Origin of the sequence: Paenibacillus agilis, assembly GCF_007786455.1 — a bacterium.
GTDB lineage: Bacteria > Bacillota > Bacilli > Paenibacillales > Paenibacillaceae > Paenibacillus_B > Paenibacillus_B agilis.
In genome coordinates, this window is record NZ_VNJK01000003.1 from 314729 (window position 1) to 333561 (window position 18833).

Below are 18833 nucleotides of genomic sequence, written 5' to 3' on the forward strand. Positions count from 1 at the left end.
AGTATGAATGTTGATTAAACTATGGATACAAGTAAAGTGGTCTCTTATGAAGGGCCAAGGGGGAGAAGAGCAACATGCTGCAAGCGTTGAAATTTGCGAATTTTACAAAGCTGCTCGCAGGAAGATTGATTTCTAACATAGGTGATAGCTTTTATATGTTATCTGCGATGTGGCTTGTTTATGATTTAGGAGGTTCTACGTTTTATTCGGGCTTAGCTGTGTTTCTCACTTCGATTCCTCGTATTGTACAGTTTTTGTATGGACCGCTTATCGACCGTTGGCCCTTGAAGAACATGCTGGTTGTGACTCAATTGGCTCAAGCCATTCTGCTGCTTATTCTACCTCTTGGTTATTGGCTTGATTTTATTTCTGTGACGTTAGTTCTTATTTTGATGCCAGTTATAGCTGTGTTAAATCAATTCATATTTCCTGCACAGATGTCCGCTCTGCCGAAAGTGCTGCCAAAGGAGCATTTGACTGCGGGCAATGCGTGGTTTAGTGCTGCTAATCAAGGAAGTGAAGCTGTATTTAATGCACTAGGCGGTGTGTTAATTGCATTAATAGGGATCGCAAGCATGTTTATGATGAACTCCGTCTTGTTTTTGATAGCCTCGCTTATTTTTATGACACTACGCCCGATTCCGAGTAATTTGGAAGGGAAGAGTATGAGTAAGGACCAGGTTGAAGACGAATCTGGAGTAAAAGCTGATTCTGGGGTTCGATCAAAGCTGTCTTTCCGACAGTATGTACGAGAATTGAAGGAAGGTGTAACCGTCCTTCGCCATCCTTATATTATTCGTTTGTTGGCGGGAACGATTGTGATTAACTGTGCGGGCGGAGCTGTATTTGCTGTACTTCCTGGCTTTGCGCAAAGTTCTGATTGGTATGGGATGATGCTTGCCTCTGTAGCAGTGTTTAGCATGGTGGGGGTGCTGCTGGCCCCTCGTTTGAGACCTGAACATCTTCCTATGGGTCCGATGTACATTGCTGCTTTTTTATGGTGCGGGCTTGCGTGGTTTACTGCTGCTCAAGTATCAAGCATGTGGCTTGCGGTTGTTCTATATGGAGTTGGCTGGGTGCCAACGGCGATTACGAATATTATCGCAATGGTATTTATGCAGAATCTTGTGCCTGCGCATTTGCTAGGTAGAGTTATGGCTGCAGTCGGAAGTATAGGAGCAGTGGCAATGCCGATTGGTTCTTTGTTAGGGGGCATTGGAGGCGCTGTACTTAGCAGCGCGGCTGTCCTTATGATTAGTGGCTTGCTTGTTGCGTTTGTTGCCGTTGTTTGGCTGATCGATCCTGTAACACGCCGTATGTCGGCTGTGACAAAGATGGATTCTTCGATGTTTTTCCCGCAGCAAGGAAGTTTAAGTAAGGAACAGGCTAGTTTGAGCTAGTGTTGTTGGTTTTCTTTAGCCTACTAATACTACATTATACAAAATCGAGTTTTACCCTGACATGAAATAAGGGGCAATTGTGCTAATGGTTGCTGTAGAGCCTATTCAGTGTATATGGATGTATCTTCAAATGTAAAGGGCGTCACAGAGCTTATTTGTCTGATGGAAGCAGTGTATTCACCCTTATTGCTAAAATAAGCTCACCTACAGCCGTCACATTTCTATGAAGGGCCATTTCACGAAAATAACATCCGTGGCGCTCGTTAGAGCAAGTATTGTAGGTTGTCTCGTGATGTAGCTCAGTTTGCGATCACATCTGAAAGCTCTTTGTATATCGTTTGTTAATTAACAGGTGAGTTAGCATTTTTGAGCAAGGGTATTAATGATGTTAATCTGTCATGTGATTAACAGTAATAGGGACTGGGGCTTCAGATGTAGTGAAGCCTCAGTCCCTATTTTGGCTCGAATGGCGTTTCTTCGTTTACATCCATTCGAGCAAGGTTCCGCCAAGGACGCCGACGATAACGACGGCCCAAGGCGGGGTGCGCCAATGCGTGAGCAGCACGAATAGGGCTGCTGCGAGCGCGAAGTCGGCCGGTGCTTGCACGGTCGACGTCCAGAGCGGCGTGTATAGAGCCGCGATAAGGATGCCCACGACGGCGGCGTTGACGCCGAAGAGGGCGCCTTGTGCGCGCGAGTTCACGCGCAAGGCGCTCCAGAATGGGAGCGCTCCGACGATGAGCAGGAACGCGGGTAGAAAGATCGCGATTGTTGCTACAATTGCACCGAGCCAGCCATGAGCGGCAGCTCCAATATAGGCGGCGAAGGTGAACAGTGGGCCTGGAACGGCTTGCGTAGCGCCGTAACCGGCAAAGAAATCAGCTTTGTCTAGCCACCCTGTCGGTACAAATTCACGTTCGAGTAATGGTAGTACGACATGACCGCCGCCGAATACGAGCGAGCCAGCTCGATACATGCTATCGAATAAGGCCATAAACCAACCGCCTATGCCTGCCTGACGCAGCAGAGGCAGAGCTGCAAGCAATACAACGAATAGCGATAAGCATATCATCGCTGTTCGACGGCTAATCGGCACATGGATATGCTCTGGCTTGGGCATATCCTTATGCTTATACAGCCATATGCCGGCACAGCCAGCGGCCGCGATGACAAGCACTTGCGCCAAGGCTGTCTGCCATAGCAGGACAGCAGCCGCTGCAGCCACGGCAATGGTGGCGCGCCAACGGTCCGGCGCCAACTTCGTGCCCATGCTCCATATGGCATGGGCCACAATAGCCACGGCCACCAGCTTCAGGCCGTGGAGCCACCCCGCGCTGGGGATGCCAGAACCTTGCATCGCCATCGCGAACAGAGCCAACGCTGCTGCAGACGGCAGCGTGAACCCAAGCCAAGCGGCTATGCCACCAAGTAGGCCGCCGCGCAGCACACCAATGCCAATGCCGACTTGGCTGCTCGCTGGCCCCGGCAGGAACTGGCACAGCGCAACCAAATCAGCATAGCTGCGCTCATCGATCCACTTGCGTCGCCGCACATATTCTTCATGAAAATAGCCAAGATGCGCGACAGGGCCTCCAAAGGAGGTCAGGCCAAGCTTCAAAGCGATCAGAAATATTTTTAGTAGGTTTCGTTCTGGGGGAACCGCTATAGTACTAGCGTGTCCGGATTGTGACATACTGTTCTCCTTTTGTCATAATGAGTCTGTTGTAGTGATGGTTGCTTTCTCATTTTAGCCAAATAGGCATCTGCAATAAAGGGTTTATGGACCTAAGAACTATAGAATCTAGCATTAACCAATAATTTCATGGATATTTATAACTATATAACTATAATTGAGTAGATGAATTAATAAACATACATAACATGGGGGAACTATGAAAAAAAGAATAGCAACACTGCTATCGCTAACTCTAGCATTCAGCACTTTGCTTAGCGCATTGGCAGATCCAGTAAGTGCTCAAGCAGCTGCAGTCAATGAAAGTGAACAAACGAAGGCAGTCGCTACATTTAAAGATGTAGAGTCACATTGGGCAAAAGAAAAAATTGCAGAGTGGTCATCTCAAGGTGTTGTTTCTGGAGCATCTGCAAATGAATTCAAGCCGGATCAGCAAGTGACTCGTGCGGAGTGGGCAGCAATCGTAAACCGCATGTTCCAGCTTAACGAACAGAAGCCGCAAGCTTACACAGATGTAGCAACAGCAGCTTGGTATGCGGACGCTGTGAATACGGCGACAACAGCGGGTTATATGAAAGGATACACAGACGGCACATTTAAACCGAATGCTACGCTAACGCGTCAAGAAGCGGTGGCTTCCTTGTCCCGCCTGTTGAAGTGGGAGACAAACAACACGGCTCTAACTTATAAAGACAGTGCAGATATCCAGTCTTGGGCAACTTCATCTGTATCCGAAGCTGTTTATTTAGGAGTTGTAAAAGGATACGAAGAAGGTACGTTCAAGCCGAATCAATCTTTGACGCGTGCAGAAGCAGTTAGCATGCTAGATCGTGCATTTGATACATACGGCGTATGGTATGGCAAGGCAGGTACATATGGCTCCGCAACGAAGCAAGAAGTAATCCAAGGCAACGTAATTGTTAATGTCCAAGATGTTACCTTGCAAAATATTCACATAAAAGGTGACCTTATTCTTACACAAGGTGTAGGTGAGGGAGACGTACATCTGAATAAAGTGAAGGTAGATGGCAAAACACTTATTTACGGTGGCGGTAAAAATAGTATTCATGTAAATGACAGTGTGCTTGTAAATGTAGTGGTGGACAAGCGTGATGGCTCCATTCGTTTAGTGGCGAAAGGAACTTCAAAAATTCAAGAAATTGTACTTCAGTCTCCTACTGCAATCGATGCATACAGCGGGGTAGATGTATCACGTGTGCGCTTATCCGAGCAACTTCCTGCTCAGTCTGACATTCGACTGAATGGCTACTTCAATACTGTTGAGGTGGAGGCATACAGCATTAAGCTTCAAGTGCCTCAAGGTTCGATTAAGCAGTTAAATGTAGCTGAGAAGGCAAAAGATACGACGATTGAGGCAAGTAAGGAAGCGGAAATACTCTCATTAGTTCTTGATGCGGCGGTAAAAGTAGTCGGTGAAGCAGTCATTAAGCAGGCAACGATCAATGCGGAAGGATCAAGCTTTGATAAAGCACCGGAGCAGCTTAAAGTGGGAGATAAGGTTACTAAAGATGTGAAAGTAACAATTGGTGGAAAAGACCAAGCAGCTGGGCAATCTACAAATCAACAACCGGGTACAAATAATGATGGAGCATCTGGTGGTTCTTCAGGTGGAGGATCTACTGGAGGATCTGGTGGTGGAACATCAGGTGGAGGTTCTAACTCTGGTAACGAAGGCACGAACCAAGGATCTTGGTTCCAACTCGAATTGAATCAGAGTGCATATACGGTTGGTGAAGTCGTTTACGGAAAAAGTCCACGTTCCGGTAAAGCTTACTTAATTCCAGAGACAGTATCTTTTGTTAATCTGGAAATGATTCAGATTGCTGTAGAAGAAGGTATTGCTCGTCAAGTAGATATTAAAGCAGACGGGAGCTTTAATATCGCGACAGATGGGTTTAAATTTGCTAGATATCAAATTGTAGTATTTGACTCAAAGAATTATTATTCGTATCCGCAATATTTTTATATTTTGGACGATGTTAATACACCGTTGAAACGGAACGAATTCAGACATTCGGGGTCTACGTCGGAGACAGAGCCAGAAAAAATTCACTTTATTTTCAATAGAAAAGTGGAGGCTGTTCCTGGCGTAGATTTAAATCAATCTGTTTTATTGGCAACTTATGAAGATAAGATTTACCGTCCGATTGGTTCGGTCGGGAAAATTACAATTAAGGATAATGTAATCGAGGTCGTACCTACCAAATTATTTATTAGTAAAAAGTTTAGCTTGAAGATAGCCGAAGGTGTAGTGAGAACACCGGATACAGGGGAATTAAATCAAGAACGTGAATGGAAAGATATTTCTCATTTCACGAGAATTAAAATCGTTGATCCAAGCATTAACCCATTGGCTGTGAAAAAAGGGACTCGTATTCCATTTTTGCTTACTCATGTGAGTAGTGATAATATCGTCTATCTTGTCCATCCAGATGTCTCAGGAACACAAGAGACATTTGATCGTCAAGTAGAGAATGGATGGGCTAATAAGGTAATAGTACCAGAAGATAAATCGAGTGAAATCTACTACATGGAGACTTCCAATTTGTCACCTGGAAATTACATGCTGAAAGCATGGCTTGGACATGGTATTAACATTACAATTACGGAATAGTGGTATGAACGCATTGGTTTTATTTAAAATTACCCGCAATTCCAGCTTAGCTCTTTAACAGGACACGCTCTATCGTTTACAATATAGGCTACACCATGTTTAGAGCCGAGGATCATACCTCGGCTCTTCCTGCATCATTAGCCAAGTAAATAAAGGAGCGTGTTTATGGCAACGAACACGGAGGCATTGGTTTGGAAGCAAAGGTTAAGGGCACTTGGTGAGATGTGGTTCAGACCTCGAGAAGTAATGCGTGAACATATGCAAGTAACCAAATCAGATAGTTTTTCATTGCTGCTTGTAGTCATCAGCTCATTTTTCGGAACGCTGGATGGCTATGCTAAGGATGGCATGGGTGATCATTCATCGCTGGCTACGATTATTTTGCTCGCCTTTGTTGTCGGAATTGTTAGCGGAATTATTAGTTTTTATATTAGTAGCTTTCTTATTTTATGGATTGGGACAATGCTCGGAGGCACGGCCGATAGCCAAGAAATTCGTGCTGTTAATGGGTTGGCTGGATACGGACCTACGGCAATTACGGGGCTGCTCTGGGTTCCATCGCTTTTTATATTTGGCAAGCAAGTATTTACAACGACAGCTACTGGTTTCTTAGTAGCGGGATGGGCTGCTCTTATCGCGATTGTTGGTTTTGTCGTCGTAATATGGGGCATTGTTTTATTGGTCGTTGGTATTTCAGAAGCACATCAGTTTTCTAAAAAGAGAGCGTTAGCGACGATAATCCTTCCTACTGTTATCATTTTCTTTATCGCTATAATTCCTGCCATCATGCTATAAAATGTATATCCTTTCCACTTGTGCGCAAACTACGCGTACAGGAGGTGAGGGAGATGTGTCGTCAATATTCACTTAGTACGGATTATTCGGAGCTGCAGTCAACGTTCAAGCTTGATGAATCGCGAATTGCTTATCGTCCACGTTATAACATAAAACCAACTCAGCTCATTCCCATCATTATGGAACAGGAAGGGCGAAGAGTGCTGGATGCCTATCGCTGGGGACTTGTGCCGTTCTGGGCGCCAGATGCTATCAATGCGGATTTAACAGCCGTTGCGGAGAATTCCTCTTACTTTAGAATGGTTGAGCGCCGACGCTGCATTATTCCTTGTAACGGATTGTACTATTGGCGCAAGCAGGAGAAGCGAATGCATCCGGTTCGAATCGTCTTGCAAACACGGGGAATATTCGGTATTGCAGGGCTGTATGAATGTTGGCGGAGTCCACAAGGCGACGATCATTACAATTGTACAGTTGTAATGTCTCGCGCAAATCGAACGATATTAGAATTTGATTCTCGGATGCCGGCTATACTCGATCAAGATGAGATGGAGGATTGGCTTCAACCAAGTTCTTTGGAGCTAGACTACTTGAATCGATTGTTAAAGCCAATTGATGATGAACGGTTGCATCTTTATCCGGTATCACCGCTTATTCAATATGAGCACCACGACGACAGTCGTTGTATTGCAGAGATGGATTTGAAGCGTGCATGGATAAAAGCGTAGGTTAGTGTAGGCAGAAGCTGGCTGTCCACATGTAAAGCAGAGTGTGTCGAATGCAGAGTATATCGAATAATAAATAAAGAAGAGCAGCCCCTTCCTACATGGAAGAGACTGCTCTTTTATTTTGAGAAAACGAGATTACGCTCAGTGTTTAGTTCTAACTTTCATTATGACCCATAATAGCAATGTGCAGAATAGGGCGACAGTAATGCTAGTAAGTACGATACGAAAAGTGGGTTGATTCGTCGCTATGTCATCGGTAGTGCCAATCATTCTAGTACTCATTGTGCTTGAGCCGCCATCTTGATCCGAATGCTCGTTTTGAACTTGATATTGTTTCAATGCCTTAATAATGGAGGTGGACTGGATAGCTTGATCGTTAGGGACGCCAAAGGATTGAAGGTCTTGATTAGGAGAGGCGATGGACACGAGCTCTTGTTGGGTTTCACCTAGCTTGACAATATATTTGTCAGACTTATCGGTAACGAGAATATATGGATTGCTGGTTGCGGCAGGGAGCCGCTGTAACGCTGACTTTACATAACTGGAATCACCGCCAAATGATACAAGTTGATAGCCAGCAGAAGTAGTGCCTATTCGTAAAAAAGACATGGCCTGTTGATCACTATATACAATAAATTCCCATTGGTCAGTTGGGCGAATTACATCTTGAAATGTATGGGATGCAGGAAGGCTAAGTTGTTGTGGGTCAATCAAATATACGTGGAATCCTTCTCCTATGGTTACATGTTGAACCTCTTGCGCAGATGAATAACCGTATCCACTTGGATCTTTGCTGACTGCCTCAATAAACAATTGACGGGCTTCTTTTTCTGCATAGTTTTGTACCTCTGCAGGAATGGCCTGAGGTTTAAATGCGTCTGCTGTTTGAATGAAGGGTGTGCCTATGAATAAGGACATAAGTGCGATGAACGTTAGTGCAATTACAGCTGTAGCGGATGTAATGGTTCTTCTCATCATTTTCCTCCACCTCCTAATTGAACTTGTAAAGATCTTTTAAGCCCCAACGCCAAGTCTGATTATATGAACTTCCGCCCTTGAATTCGGTATAACGCATGGATGTTTTTCGGCCTACAAGAGGGTCCATATAGTTGAGCATGTCATTGCCCCCAACCGAATCGTAACCATAAATAACGACGACATGTCCGCCTCCCGTACTCCATTGCCAAGATACATAAACAGGGCGGCTGCCATTGTCAATTTGCGTCTTTACATCGGTATAGGTAAGAGCTCCATCATACATCCAACTCGATATCCCATATTGGACAAGCCCGTTTTGTGTTTCTTGTGCGCTTGCGGAAACGTCTGAGCAAGTAGAAGTGCCTTTGACTGCTTTGGCGATATCGCATTGTGACACATGCTTACCGTAGTATTTCAGAATGCTGGCACTGGCCCCCGCCCAGCACCATAAGCTCTGTTCTTGTTTGACTGCAGGATAGGAAGGAATATTTGTAGCTTGTACTTGAGCAACCATCGTAATGGTGAATACGGTGCAGAATGCAGAAATGAGAATGATCATCTTCTTCCATTTTCGTGCAACCATAAAGCTCCCCCTTAATTTGGATTTAATAGGATATTTAAGTGGTACATTACTATTAACGCGTGTAGGGAAACAGATGTTTCACGTTCTTCTAAAAAAATCCAAACATTTTACATGAACTTATGAAATTAACCTCATTTTCTCACTGTTTTCTAATCTGTCTCTCACGGCCTTCTTTGTTTCGATATGTAAAGTAAGGTCTAAGAGAACAACTAAGGGAAACATTTGGGGAGGAAAAATAAAATGAAAATTGTAATGATACCGTCTGGGTTTAAAGAATGTTTAGATGCTGAGGAAGTTGCGATTGCGATGCAGGAAGGGGTATGCCGATTTAATCCGTTGGCGGATATCGCAGTGATTCCTATGATCGATGGAGGCGAAGGTTTCGCGAAGACGATTATTAACATAAAAAAAGGCACGTTGATTCATAAAAAAGTAATAGGTCCAGTAGGGAAGGTTGTTAAGAGTCACTTTGGTGTATACACAGATGAATTTGGCAAAAAGACCGCTGTTATTGAGATGGCTGCTGTAGCGGGCTTGAAGCTTGTGCCGCGTAATCAACGCAATCCATTGTGGACGACGACGTATGGGGTTGGACAATTAATTTCAGCTGCATTGGACTTGGAAGTGGACAATATTTTAATCGGCTGCGGAGATTCCGGAACTTCAGATGGAGGCGCTGGAATGGCTCAAGCGTTAGGCTTGCGTTTCCTTGATGAGACAGGAACTGAAATGGTAGTGCGCGGCGGAGGAGACTTGGAGCATGTGGTGAGCATGGATCTGTCTCAATTGGATGAACGCTTGCGTAAAGTCAATATTGATGTGGCATGCAACTGGCACAATGTACTATGTGGTGAGAAAGGTGTGGCGCGGGTATTTGGACCGCAAAAGGGTGCAACCGAAGAAGAAGTGGAACAGTTGTCGTCTGGCTTCGATACGTATGCAGGACTGATTCAAGAGCATCTTGGCATCGATGTACATCAGTCTCCAGGCAGCGGTGCTTCAGGTGGTCTCGGAGCTGGGTTAGTTGCCTTTACAGGTGCGAGATTGCATCCGCGCTACGATGTCATTATGAAATATATTCAAATTGAAGAAACAATTGAGCAAGCAGATGTTGTGTTGACAGCAGAAGGATGTTTGGACTTCCAGACTCCAAATGGCAAGATTCCAGCTGAAGTTGCTCGTATTGCGAAGAAGCATGGGATTCCCGTTATTGCGATAACAGGCACAATTGGTAAAGACGCGCATGTGAACTATGACAGTGGGATTGATGCGTTTATGAGTATTATTCAAAAACCGATTTCACTAGAAAAGGCAATGAATAAAGCATCAGCTTGGATCGCAGATAGTGTGGAAGCTTCTATGCGCTATATTCGTATCGGTTATCAGATCGCGCAGCGTGAGCAGCATCAAGGAGGAGTCGTGTAGGATGGAGTCAGAATTAAGTAGACGGACATCATCACAGCAAGGGTGGAGAGTTCGTCTTGCGCAACTATCGAATAGCCGTATTTTTAGTGCCGTTGCTGTAGTCGTATCCATTCTACTCATTGCGTTCGTCGATGGACTCCCCTATGAAGCGAAAGTAACGGCCTTCTTCTTTCTCCTAGCTATGGGGTTGTGGATTGGAAGTTCACTCCCAGCAGGCTACGTTGCATTAGGTGCTGTTATAGCGATTGTCCTGTTCCGGGGGGCGGAAGCTTCCTTGTTATATGAATCGTTTGCAGAAGAAGTAGTCTGGCTTATGGTTGGGGCGTTCATTATTGGTGAAGCCGTTCGTGAGTCGGGGCTTGCTTCTCGATTTACACGCGGCGTTGTTCGTCGGGCACGCCATTCAGGACATGTCATGACATTGCTGACGTTAGCGCTTCAAGTGGTATCCTTCTTTATTCCGTCCACGTCAGGGCGAGCGGCGTTATCAATGCCGATCGTGAAGGAGATTAGTGCTTTGCTGCATAGCAAGCGCCAGAAGCAGACGCTTGCTATGCTTGTGCCAATCATGATCTTGATGAGTACATCGGCTACTTTGATTGGTGCAGGTGCACATGTAATCGGGATCGGAATATTAGAGCAGACGAGTGGTCAGACAATTTCCTATGTGCAGTGGTTTGTATGGGGTGTTCCGTTTGTACTGGTCATTTGTGCAATCTCTTTACTTGTCATTCAAAAGCTCTATGGTGCTAAAGAGCCCTTGCAACCTTTAGGCGAGCAGTCTCGTTCGATAGAGGCGGACCATGTAGCTACGAGCAATAGCAGCAGCTTAACCGTGATGGAGAAAAAGACGTTATGGATGACGGGCGGACTGATTATTGCTTGGATGACTGAAAGCTTGCACGGCTATGATTTGGCGTTCATTACGATGATTGGTGCGCTGCTGTTTATGACACCGCAGTGGGGTGTTATTTCATGGAAGCAGGGAATTAAGTCGGTATCGTGGAGTTTAATTGTATTTGTTGCTGCCGCGACAGCGCTAGGAAAAGGTTTGGTAGAGACAGGGGTTGTTAATTGGATTCAACAACGTTTGTTTCAGTTTCTCGATGTGCTTCAGCACGTACCGGACTTTGTCATTTTGTTAACGGTGCTAATCATTACGGTTACTTCGCATTTATATATTACTTCTCATACGACTCGTGCAGTTGTCATGATTCCTGGTCTCATCGTATTTGGGCAATCGCTCGGTTTAAACGAGACGGCGATTGTATTTCTTAGCTTGGTCGCTATGAATTATTGTGTTACATTCCCTGTTAGCTCGAAGGCACTGCTTCTCTTCTACGAAGACGAAGAGGTTGCTTACGATGCGAAAGACTTGCTGAAACTAAGTATGATTATGATGCCTGTATATGTTCTGGTTATGATTGTATTTTACTATACGTACTGGAACTGGACGGGGTTAAGTTTATAGAGTTTGTTGAAGTTCGGAGGGGAAGATCGTAGGAGTGAATGAGCTTGGCTGCTATTTCGGGTGTGATATAATAGACCGATAGGAACGAATGATCGGATAACACCTGGAAGGGAGCTTTGCATATGCCTCCGAGACCATATCCCGAATGGTCGTGGTCACCATCACGGCACAATCTTTTTCAAGAATGTAGACGCAAATACTATTATCACTATTATGCTGCACATAATGGCTGGTTGGCAGAGTCTTCAGTGTTGGCTCGCAATGCTTATCGTCTTAAGCAAATGACTAATTTATATTTAGTGTTCGGTGATGCTGTTCATAAGATGGCTGAAGAAACGATCAAGCAGTATCATCATTATGGCAAGGCAATTGAGGCAGATGAGCTTGTGAGACGTATACGCAAGCTGCTTAATCAGGCATACTTGGATTCTAGAGACGTTGAGACGTGGAGGATGCAGCCGAAGTCAAGGCTAATGCTAGAAGAAGTCTATTATCTTGGCAGCTTGCCAGACCGTCAAGTTGAACAAATTCGCAGTCGGCTGCCCATATTGGTCGATCGGCTGTTAACTAGCGATAGTATGCAGATGTTTATGCACGGAGATGGTTGTCATCTTGTTGAGATGGAGAAGCTGAATACGATTCAGCTTCAAGGTACAAAAGTATATGTGAAGCTGGACTTTATGTTCCGCAAACAGGATCGCTATATGATCGTAGACTGGAAGACGGGGCAAGAGGATGAGCGCAACGATACACAGCTAAGACTTTATGGCTGGTACGTTCATGAGAACTATGGCATTCCTTATGAACGCATCGACATTCGCACAGAATATTTACTAAGCGGCCGTTGTCAGATTGATCAAGTGGACGAGCCAGAGATGGAGGCGCTTGTTGCCTATACGGAATCTAGCATTGCCAAGATGCAAAGCTATTTGCTCAATCCGGAACTGAACGATCCGAAGCCGCTTGAAGCATTTGAAGTAACCGATGATGAACGCCGCTGCCGCCGCTGCGCATTCCGTGAAATTTGTGAAGGGGCCAAGCCGCAGTCGTATGAAGATTGATGATATAGCCGAGGGAGCTGAAGCGGTTGGATTTGCATAGACATCCTAATGGTGAAAGTGGTCGATCGGACCGTGAGTTGAAGCAAGGAAATGAACCGTCTCAAGCACGGCTGCCATTATCATGGTTTCGTCAAGGTGCATTGCCGCTCGCTCCACAATTGCTTGGCCGTACGATTGTCCGCGTGACGGATGAAGGTGTCATCCGGGCGCGTATCGTGGAAACGGAAAGTTATGTCGCTCCACACGATAAGGGCTGCCATGCTTATAACAACCGCCGTACTAAAAGAACGGAGACGATGTTCCAGAGGGCAGGACATGCGTATGTGTATCTTATTTATGGCATGTATCATTGTTTAAATGTCGTTGCTGCTGAAGAAGGGCAGGCAGAAGCGGTACTGATTCGTGCTGTTGCGCCATTAACAGAGTGCGATGAGTCAATTATGAAGAGATACCGTTCACTCAGCTCTAACAAATTCGTTAACTTAAGCAATGGCCCTGGTAAGCTGTGCCGGGCTATGCATATCGATAAGAGCTTTGATGGCTATGACATGATTGCTGGGGAAGAGATGTGGCTTGAAGCTGGAAAGCCTGTAATGCCAGAGCATATTTTATGTGCAACGAGAATCAATATTCCATATGCGGAGGAGTATGCAGACGTTTTGTGGCGCTTCTATGTCGCAGATGACCCGTATGTCTCCGTGAAAGACAAGCAGGCTGTGTCTTTAGCTGTTCGTGAACGAATGTTAGAAACGTTTGGCTCAGAGGATTTTGGTTGGAATTAGGTGCAGACGTTCAGGTTAGGGTTGATATTCTAAGAAATTGAAAATTGACGGCTTCTATGAACATTAGGGGCTGACTGATGTAAGCGTAAAGCTTACAATGTACATAGGAATACATTTGAATACCAGTAAGTCATTTGCTAGAATGGCTACAACATATATCAAAAATGATCGGATATCGGACAATAAAGGAGGGTTTCAGATGGCAGCCAATCAAAAAATTAACGTTGCAGCACAAGCGGGCACTCAATCAAACAATGAAGTTTGTGAGATCGTATGCTATGATGCTGAAAAAATTAGTGCCTTGAAGCATACCGTCGATGATAAAGAAGCACAAGGGATGGCGCAGTTATTCAAAGCGCTGTCTGATCCGACTCGGATGAAAATGGCGATGTACTTGGATAAAGGGGATGAGCTGTGTGTATGCGACATGGCGATTTTGACCGGGCATACGATTGCTACTACGTCGCATCATCTCCGCTTAATGCGCTCTCTCGGGATTGCGAAGTCACGCAAGGAAGGGAAAAATGTATTTTACTCCCTGCATGACCATCACATACGATTGCTCGTACGCATGACATTGGAGCATATGCGCGAAGAGCATTGTCACGCTGAATAAGCTGAATAATGAAATAAGCGGCATCCATGCTGCTTGTTACTAGCTAGCTGTATAAATAGTCCATATTTATAAAACATGCTGCCTTTCTGTAGTAGATGATCTTATGCTCGTCTACTTGATAAGGCAGCCTTTTTGTTTTTGCTGTTATTCCTTTGGTAATGCAAGATCTCCTGGTCTAATATGGCCTGATTTGCGCAGCAGCAAGTATATCGGATACGATATAACTGCGGGCAAGAGGATATAGGTGATGAGCATGGCTGGAATAATGTAAGCCGGGTTATATATTTGCACCAACATAATTGGTGCAATGAATGAGCTAAGTCCCATGCCAGCAATCTGACTCGGCGCTTCAATATGGAAGAGTAGCGCAGATACAGGGCCCATTACCGCACTGGCAACGACCGATGGAATAATAATTTTTAGATTCTTTGTAATGTTGGGTAGTTGGACTTTAGGCGTACAGATCGCTTGTGCTAATATGCCCCCAATATCATTTTCCTTTGCGGAAATAAGAGCGAATGCGATAAAGGGTGCAGCACATCCAGCTAAAGCAGCGCCACCAGCTACTCCCTCAAGGTTAAGTGCAATGGCGAGTGCAGCAGAGGAGGCTGGTGACAGGAGAAGCAGGCCCCATACGACTGCTAATACGATTGAACAAATGAAAAGATTGATTTCCGCTGCTGTCTTAATGAAACCACCTACTGTGTTTAATATAGGTGTAATCACAGCGCTCAACCATAGCCCGAGCAGACCGGCCAGCACAATAGAAGCAAGCGGGACAAGCATCATATCAACAGGGGTACGCCCTGTTAATCTCTTGCCAATGTAGACGGCTGCAGTTGCTGCCAAAAGAGCACCAATAGGCTCTCCTGTAACAATTGTTACTCCTACCGGAGTGATTTGAATGGCCCCTGCTCCGACCGCTGCGGCAATCATGGCTGAGAATACGACCAATCCTGTCGAACCTAACATGAAGGCGATACCTGCTCCAATTGCAGGAGACATGAGCATTTTAGCCACGAAACCAATCTTCATAAGTGCTGACCAGCCTGCAAGTTTGCCTACATTTTCAACGAGCAGTCCGATTCCTAGCGTAACAAATATCCCTTGCGCAATTCCGTTAGAGGCTTTAAAAATGCGAGTCATTACATAATCACGTCGTTGGCTCATCGTTATGACTCCAATCCGATAGAACTCATGTATTGTTTTAATAAGCTAACGGAATGGTCGAATTTCTGTTGCTCCTCTGTTGAAAGATGAAGCTGAACGACTTCGCGAATGCCTGCTCGGCCAATAATGGCTGGTACGCCTGCTGTCACGCCTGTATAGCCGTACTCTCCATCAAGTACAGATGATACAGGGATAATTTTTTGGTCATCATTGAAGATGGATCGGATGATATAGACGGCTGCATTAGCAATTCCATAATAGGTTGTGCCTTTACGGTTGTAGATCTCCCATCCGGCCTTCTTTGTTTTTTCGACCAACTCATCGAGATCTAAGTTTGAGAAGCGGGTTGGGTTGTCAGCAATGACATGCTGCAACGGCTTGCCGCCGATCGTTGCATGCGACCATGCAGCGAACTGTGAATCGCCATGCTCGCCTAGTGTGTATACGTGAATACTGCGCGGGTCTGTCTGTATCGTTTCGGACAGCAGTGTCTTCAGGCGAGAAGAGTCAATCGTTGTTCCCGTTCCAATCACCCTGCTTCTTGGCAGTCCGCATAATGTCCAAGTGTAATGTGTAATGATGTCAACAGGATTGGAAGCGATCACAAACAAACCATCAAAGCCAGATTTCATTACTTCTGGAATAATGGATTCTATTATTTTTGCACTGGCACCCAGTGTGTCTAGACGTGTTTGGCCAGCCTTTGGTGGGCCTCCGGCTGTAATTACGACAACGTCTGCATCGGCACATAATTCATATCCGCCTGCTTGTACGTAAGTACGCCAAGGAGTGAAGTCTGCGCAATGCGTTAAATCCATTGCTTCGCCAACAGCCCGTTCGCGATTGATATCAATTAAAGCGATTTCGTCACAAACACCTTGATTGACTAAGCAATAGGCAATACTGGAGCCAACTAGGCCTGTTCCGATAATAGCTACTTTGCGTTGGTTACTTGCCAAGAGATAATCCCCTTTCTGCTTATTCGAGGTGAATCCTGGCTAGGTGGTTGCACGAGGCTATACACATGCATCACCGTTGCCATCGAGACTAGTATGTGCCAGTTCTCCACGAATAAGGAATGAGAATAAATGGGGATAATCGCTTGAAATAAGCAAAAAGATTAAATGTAAATCGACGAACAGCTATTTTGTTGTTAAAGGCTTAAAGGCTTCTATTCGCAGACGAACATAATCAAGTACCCAGCGTCCGTTTACGTGGTCGAAAAGTTTAGGGTAACAGAGTTGCTCGATATGTTCTCTATACGAGTAACACGCTTTAGAATCTAGGTGTTGGAAGTAAACATTCGCAAATGTTTCTAACCAGACGGAGAACGCTGATTTATCTGCCAGCAGCGGAGTGGGGCGATCAAACAGGGCAGCACGACGAACTTGGAATCCTTGTTGCTCTAATAGGCTGCTGTACATTCCTATGGAAGGGAAGTACCAAGGGCTTTCTATATTAGCACCTTGGTTGCCTACTTGTAGCGCCGTATGAATAGCAGATTGGACGGTCGAAATATTGCCGATACCGCCGAATTCAGCGACGAATCGTCCACCTGGACGGAGGACATTCCATACGGAAGCGATTACGTCCGCGGGACGTGTCATCCAATGAAGAGCAGCATTAGAGAAGACAGCATCGACAGGATGTATGGAAGTGAAACAATGACCATCTTCGATGTTAAAACGTAACTGGGGATACTTCATGCGAGCTTGATCGATCATCTCAGGGGAATAATCGATGCCTATGACATTAGTTCCTGCTTGTGCGATGAGGTTGGTGAGTTCGCCTGTTCCACATCCTAAATCAATAATGTTTTCTTTTGCTTGAGGTTGTAACCATTCCATTACGCCTTGGCCATGTATGGATACATAGTCATGCCAATTATCGTACTGCGAAGCGTCCCAATTTACGATGGTCATGCCGGGTTCACTACCTTTCTTGAATTAGGTGAGATCAGCATAGCGTATGATTTTTTATTAATCCAATATATAAAGATGATTTATTTTATAGGAAGTAACTATAAATGATACTGCTGGATGACCTTGAATGATCGGATTTGGTGTCCGCGCGTGCAGGACATTAAAGATGACAAAATATATTCAAAATTAAGCGGCAATCTCGACAATATTACGGAGGAAGATAAAGAAAGAAATAGAATTATGTTTGAATATCGATTAAATTAAAACAAGGAAGTTAATGCCTGTGTGGCGAATAGTAACAATCAAATCGAGAGGTGACTAATCATGTCGAAACAATCACGCAAAAAAGGAAACAAAAAAATTAGCAAAGTAGCTTTAATTGCTTTCCCGGTCGTTCTTGTTCTTTTAATCGTATTAATTGGTTATTTAGACAAGACAGGTAAAGAACAAGCACAGCAAGAGAAAGAAACGCAGGTAGTACAGTTTGATCTGTCAAATCAACCTGTTATCGGTTCTAAAGATGCAAAGGTAACGCTTGTGGAGTTTGGCGATTATAAATGCGGCTCTTGTGTGAACTGGAAGCAGCACGTATATCCTGAGTTGAAGAAAGACTTTATTGATACAGGCAAAGTGAAGCTTTCGTATAGCAACATGACGTTCCAGCCAGGAAATACGCGTTTGGCGGCATTAGCAGGAGAAGCAGTATTTGCACAAAACAATGAATCGTTCTGGAAGTTCCATCAAGCACTTTACAACGATCAGGTAGAACACTTAACACAAGAGTTTACCGTAGAATACTTGTTGGATATTGCGAAAAAAGCTGCGCCAGAATTGGATCTGAAGAAGCTTGAGGATGATATTCGTAATGAGACCTATGCAGAGCAATTAGCACATGATGATCGTGTGAGCAAAGAGGCAAAGGTTAACTCGACACCTACCGTATTTATTAATGGCAAGCTGCATATGACAGAGCAACCGTTAAATTATGATGAGCTTAAGGCGGCGATTGAAAAAGCATTAGAGGCGTCCTAAATTAGTAGTGTAGTTTATACAACTGCTAGCAAGGGGAATTGAATATACCCATAAAGGAGGCGTCGTAATGTCTTTTTTCCGCCGCTATGGTCTGTACATGGCTTGGATAGTAGCGCTTGTTGCTACCGCAGGCAGTTTGTATATGAGTGAGATTTTACTATGGGAACCTTGCAAATTATGTTGGCTTCAACGTATTTTCATGTATCCTCTTGTTCTACTGCTGGGTATTGCGGCTTACCGCAACGATCATTCCATTGTCGTTTACGCATTGCCATTTCCGATTATTGGCGGAAGCATTTCCATCTATCATTACTTACTGCAAAAAGTGGAGAGTTTTGCATTGAAAATGGGACCGTGTAAAGTCGGAATTCCTTGTAATTTCGATTATTTGGAGGGCTGGCTGACGATACCGATGCTTGCTTTGATTGCTTTTATTTTGATCATCTTATTGCTTGTAGTTGGCAGAAAACCTGAGTAGCAAAAGGGAAAGGGATTCAGCTGTACGAGGATATATAATCGCTAATCTTTTGGGGGAGATATAG

General features: G+C 44.8%; 17 protein-coding genes. 11 read left to right on the forward strand and 6 right to left on the reverse strand.

Translation table 11 applies throughout. The annotated features are described in order from the left end of the window. Positions 1-74: 74 nt before the first annotated feature. Entirely contained in the window at positions 75-1400 is a 1326-nt protein-coding gene (locus FPZ44_RS20395) for an MFS transporter (RefSeq protein ID WP_144993364.1), read from the forward strand. Between the two features lie 481 nt (positions 1401-1881). On the opposite strand, the gene chrA is transcribed toward FPZ44_RS20395, so the two are convergent. Then, a complete protein-coding gene (gene chrA, locus FPZ44_RS20400) occupies positions 1882-3093 on the reverse strand; it encodes a chromate efflux transporter (protein WP_144993366.1) in 1212 nt (403 codons plus the stop codon). 199 nt (positions 3094-3292) lie between these two features. Here chrA and FPZ44_RS20405 point away from each other — a divergent pair, with 199 nt between their 5' ends. From FPZ44_RS20405 to FPZ44_RS20415, 3 genes are all read left to right on the forward strand, one after another. Then, complete coding sequence (locus tag FPZ44_RS20405; RefSeq protein ID WP_144993368.1) at positions 3293-5728, forward strand: S-layer homology domain-containing protein; 2436 nt, start codon at positions 3293-3295, stop codon at positions 5726-5728. A gap of 165 nt (positions 5729-5893) precedes the next feature. After that, positions 5894-6523 (forward strand): Yip1 family protein, encoded by a 630-nt coding sequence (locus FPZ44_RS20410; RefSeq protein WP_144993370.1) that lies wholly within the window; start codon positions 5894-5896, stop codon positions 6521-6523. 53 nt (positions 6524-6576) lie between these two features. Beyond that, positions 6577-7251, forward strand: a complete 675-nt coding sequence (locus FPZ44_RS20415; protein ID WP_144993372.1) for an SOS response-associated peptidase — start codon at positions 6577-6579, stop codon at positions 7249-7251. 141 nt (positions 7252-7392) lie between these two features. Here the strand turns inward: FPZ44_RS20415 and FPZ44_RS20420 are convergent, their stop codons facing one another. Then, positions 7393-8229: a hypothetical protein gene (locus tag FPZ44_RS20420; protein WP_144993374.1), complete on the reverse strand. Its 837-nt coding sequence runs from the start codon at positions 8227-8229 to the stop codon at positions 7393-7395. Between the two features lie 13 nt (positions 8230-8242). Next, positions 8243-8812 (reverse strand): papain-like cysteine protease family protein, encoded by a 570-nt coding sequence (locus FPZ44_RS20425; protein ID WP_144993376.1) that lies wholly within the window; start codon positions 8810-8812, stop codon positions 8243-8245. A 240-nt stretch (positions 8813-9052) separates the two neighbouring features. Between FPZ44_RS20425 and FPZ44_RS20430 the strand changes: the two genes are divergently transcribed. From FPZ44_RS20430 to FPZ44_RS20450, 5 genes are all read left to right on the forward strand, one after another. Continuing rightward, positions 9053-10237, forward strand: coding sequence for a glycerate kinase family protein (locus tag FPZ44_RS20430; RefSeq protein WP_144993378.1), 1185 nt, complete (start codon positions 9053-9055; stop codon positions 10235-10237). Next, positions 10209-11708 (forward strand): SLC13 family permease, encoded by a 1500-nt coding sequence (locus FPZ44_RS20435; RefSeq protein ID WP_261378444.1) that lies wholly within the window; start codon positions 10209-10211, stop codon positions 11706-11708. The genes FPZ44_RS20430 and FPZ44_RS20435 overlap by 29 nt, the downstream gene beginning before the upstream one ends. 122 nt (positions 11709-11830) lie before the next feature. Next, positions 11831-12769, forward strand: a complete 939-nt coding sequence (locus tag FPZ44_RS20440) for a PD-(D/E)XK nuclease family protein (protein ID WP_144993380.1) — start codon at positions 11831-11833, stop codon at positions 12767-12769. Positions 12770-12795: 26 nt separating this feature from the next. After that, positions 12796-13551, forward strand: a complete 756-nt coding sequence (locus tag FPZ44_RS20445; protein ID WP_261378445.1) for a DNA-3-methyladenine glycosylase — start codon at positions 12796-12798, stop codon at positions 13549-13551. Between the two features lie 199 nt (positions 13552-13750). Then, on the forward strand, positions 13751-14167 hold the full coding sequence (locus tag FPZ44_RS20450; protein ID WP_144993382.1) for an ArsR/SmtB family transcription factor: 417 nt from the start codon (positions 13751-13753) through the stop codon (positions 14165-14167). Between the two features lie 144 nt (positions 14168-14311). Here FPZ44_RS20450 and FPZ44_RS20455 read toward each other — a convergent pair whose 3' ends face one another. The 3 genes from FPZ44_RS20455 to FPZ44_RS20465 form a co-directional block, all read right to left on the reverse strand. Further along, positions 14312-15337 carry a PTS sugar transporter subunit IIC gene (locus tag FPZ44_RS20455; protein ID WP_144993384.1) on the reverse strand — a complete coding sequence of 342 codons (1026 nt, stop codon included), beginning with the start codon at positions 15335-15337 and terminating at the stop codon, positions 14312-14314. Between the two features lie 2 nt (positions 15338-15339). Continuing rightward, positions 15340-16296: an L-lactate dehydrogenase gene (locus FPZ44_RS20460; protein ID WP_144993386.1), complete on the reverse strand. Its 957-nt coding sequence runs from the start codon at positions 16294-16296 to the stop codon at positions 15340-15342. Between the two features lie 183 nt (positions 16297-16479). Continuing rightward, the gene (locus tag FPZ44_RS20465; protein WP_144993388.1) at positions 16480-17259 is read right to left on the reverse strand and encodes a class I SAM-dependent methyltransferase; all 780 of its coding nucleotides are present in this window, start codon (positions 17257-17259) and stop codon (positions 16480-16482) included. A 324-nt stretch (positions 17260-17583) separates the two neighbouring features. Here FPZ44_RS20465 and FPZ44_RS20470 point away from each other — a divergent pair, with 324 nt between their 5' ends. Together FPZ44_RS20470 and FPZ44_RS20475 are read left to right on the forward strand one after the other, a co-directional pair. Then, a complete protein-coding gene (locus tag FPZ44_RS20470; protein ID WP_144993390.1) occupies positions 17584-18291 on the forward strand; it encodes a thioredoxin domain-containing protein in 708 nt (235 codons plus the stop codon). 67 nt (positions 18292-18358) lie between these two features. Then, positions 18359-18769, forward strand: a complete 411-nt coding sequence (locus FPZ44_RS20475) for a disulfide oxidoreductase (RefSeq protein WP_144993406.1) — start codon at positions 18359-18361, stop codon at positions 18767-18769. Positions 18770-18833 lie beyond the last annotated feature (64 nt).

Bases quoted from the DNA above. Each gene is read 5' to 3' on its own strand.
- FPZ44_RS20405 (WP_144993368.1), top strand. From the start codon at position 3,293: ATGAAAAAAAGAATAGCAACACTGCTATCGCTAACTCTAGCATTCAGC.
- FPZ44_RS20410 (WP_144993370.1), top strand. From the start codon at position 5,894: ATGGCAACGAACACGGAGGCATTGGTTTGGAAGCAAAGGTTAAGGGCA.
- FPZ44_RS20455 (WP_144993384.1), bottom strand. From the start codon at position 15,337: ATGAGCCAACGACGTGATTATGTAATGACTCGCATTTTTAAAGCCTCT.
- FPZ44_RS20395 (WP_144993364.1), top strand. From the start codon at position 75: ATGCTGCAAGCGTTGAAATTTGCGAATTTTACAAAGCTGCTCGCAGGA.
- FPZ44_RS20465 (WP_144993388.1), bottom strand. From the start codon at position 17,259: ATGACCATCGTAAATTGGGACGCTTCGCAGTACGATAATTGGCATGAC.
- FPZ44_RS20440 (WP_144993380.1), top strand. From the start codon at position 11,831: ATGCCTCCGAGACCATATCCCGAATGGTCGTGGTCACCATCACGGCAC.
- FPZ44_RS20450 (WP_144993382.1), top strand. From the start codon at position 13,751: ATGGCAGCCAATCAAAAAATTAACGTTGCAGCACAAGCGGGCACTCAA.
- FPZ44_RS20420 (WP_144993374.1), bottom strand. From the start codon at position 8,229: ATGATGAGAAGAACCATTACATCCGCTACAGCTGTAATTGCACTAACG.
- FPZ44_RS20470 (WP_144993390.1), top strand. From the start codon at position 17,584: ATGTCGAAACAATCACGCAAAAAAGGAAACAAAAAAATTAGCAAAGTA.
- FPZ44_RS20425 (WP_144993376.1), bottom strand. From the start codon at position 8,812: ATGGTTGCACGAAAATGGAAGAAGATGATCATTCTCATTTCTGCATTC.
- chrA (WP_144993366.1), bottom strand. From the start codon at position 3,093: ATGTCACAATCCGGACACGCTAGTACTATAGCGGTTCCCCCAGAACGA.
- FPZ44_RS20430 (WP_144993378.1), top strand. From the start codon at position 9,053: ATGAAAATTGTAATGATACCGTCTGGGTTTAAAGAATGTTTAGATGCT.
- FPZ44_RS20475 (WP_144993406.1), top strand. From the start codon at position 18,359: ATGTCTTTTTTCCGCCGCTATGGTCTGTACATGGCTTGGATAGTAGCG.
- FPZ44_RS20415 (WP_144993372.1), top strand. From the start codon at position 6,577: ATGTGTCGTCAATATTCACTTAGTACGGATTATTCGGAGCTGCAGTCA.